This window comes from Ramlibacter sp., assembly GCF_036676645.1.
Lineage (GTDB): Bacteria > Pseudomonadota > Gammaproteobacteria > Burkholderiales > Burkholderiaceae_C > Ramlibacter.
This window is the reverse complement of record NZ_JAKFCM010000038.1, coordinates 1-1,637: the sequence shown is the minus strand read 5'-3', so window position 1 is coordinate 1,637 and position 1,637 is coordinate 1. Positions and strand designations below refer to the sequence as shown.

At 72.1% G+C, this 1,637-nt stretch carries 2 protein-coding genes; both read right to left on the bottom strand.

The genetic code is table 11. The annotated features are described in order from the left end of the window. Positions 1–1,353 (bottom strand): carboxyl transferase domain-containing protein (locus tag V6M57_RS06645; RefSeq protein WP_332814207.1); only part of this gene is annotated, 1,353 nt, incomplete at its 3' end. Between the two features lie 83 nt (positions 1,354–1,436). Then, positions 1,437–1,637: hypothetical protein (locus V6M57_RS06640; RefSeq protein WP_332814206.1), on the bottom strand; the 201-nt coding region annotated here is incomplete at its 5' end.

The window sequence follows — 1,637 nt, the reverse complement described above, 5'->3', positions numbered from 1 at the left end:
CACCAGGGGCAGGCCGTGCGCGTTGCACAGCTGCATGAAACGCGCGGCCTTGTCGGCCGCGTCGGCGTCGATGGCGCCGCCCAGGTGCAGCGGGTTGTTGGCCATCAGGCCCACGGGCCGGCCCTCGATGCGCGCCAGCGCGGTGTGGATGCCGATACCGAAGCCCGTGCGCAGCATCAGCAGGCTGCCCTGGTCCACCAGCCCGTCCATCGCCGCGCGGGTGTCGTACACCCGCAGACGGTTCTCGGGTACCACGTCGCGCAGCCCCTGTGGGTCGGGCGCGATCCAGTCCGGCAGGCGGCCCTGGAAAAACGACAGGTAGTGGCGCGCGGCGGCCACGGCCTGTGGCTCGTCGTCCACCAGCACGTCGATCACGCCGTTGGCGTGCTGCACGGCGGAAGGGCCGATGTCTTCGGGCCGGAACACGCCGAGTCCACCACCCTCCACCATCGCCGGGCCGCCCATGCCGATGTTGCTCTGTCGGGTGGCGATGATCACGTCGCTGCAACCCAGCAGGGCCGCATTGCCGGCAAAACAGCGGCCCGCCGCGATGCCCACCACCGGCACCTGCCCCGACAAACGTGCGAAGGCGGCGAAGCTGCCCACGTGCAGACCGGCCACGATGGGCATGTCGGTGTCGCCCGGGCGCCCACCGCCGCCCTCGGCGAACAGCACCACCGGCAGTTGCTGGGCCAGCGCGATGCCCAGCAGGCGGTCGGTCTTGGCGTGGTTGCGCATGCCTTGCGTGCCCGCCAGCACGGTGGCGTCGTAGGCCATGACCACGGTGCGCGCGCGCTCGGCGCCGAAGATGAGGCCGTTGACCGAGCCGATGCCGGTCACCATGCCGTCGGCCGGCGTGTTCGCGATCAGGTCTTCTTCCGAACGGCGGCTGCGCTGCGCGGCCACCGCGAGCGCGCCGTATTCGAGAAAGCTGCCGTCGTCGCACAGGTCGGCGATGTTCTCGCGCGCCGTGCGCAGGCCCAGGGCATGGCGCCTGGCCACGGCCTCGGGGCGGGCACCGTCCAGCGTGTGTGCCAGCCGCTGCTGGAGCCGCCGCAGATCGTCGCGCGGACCGGGTGGCTGCGTGGGTGCGGCCGGCGCCGCGGCCCCGCTGCCGGCGCCCGCCCCTGCGTCCTGCGGCGCTGCCAACGGGTCCAGGCGCAACAGCGCCGCCCCGACATCCACCGTCTCCCCTTCGGCGAAAAAACGTTCGCTCACGCGCCCGGCGCGGTCGGCGCGCAGCTCGTGTTCCATCTTCATGGCTTCCAGAACCAGCAGCAGGTCCCCGGCCCGCACCGCGTCGCCCGGGGCAACGAGCCATTGCACGATCTGGGCCTGCAGAGGGGAGCGCACGGTGTTCATGCGGCCATTCTGGCGGCCGAGCCGTTTTCACGCACCCGGCACCGGTCGTACGGGCGACAGCGGTTCCAGCCCCCTCAGTGCGCCGGCCCGGCGAACAGCGCCACGTTGCCCCCTGCCGCCGTGGTGTTGATGGTCAGGGTCTGCTCGGCGCAGAAGCGCAGCAGGTAGTTCGGTCCACCCGCCTTCGGGCCGGTGCCGGACAGGCCCTCGCCGCCGAAGGGCTGCACGCCCACCACGGCGCCGATCATGTTGCGGTTCACGTAGACGTTGCCCAC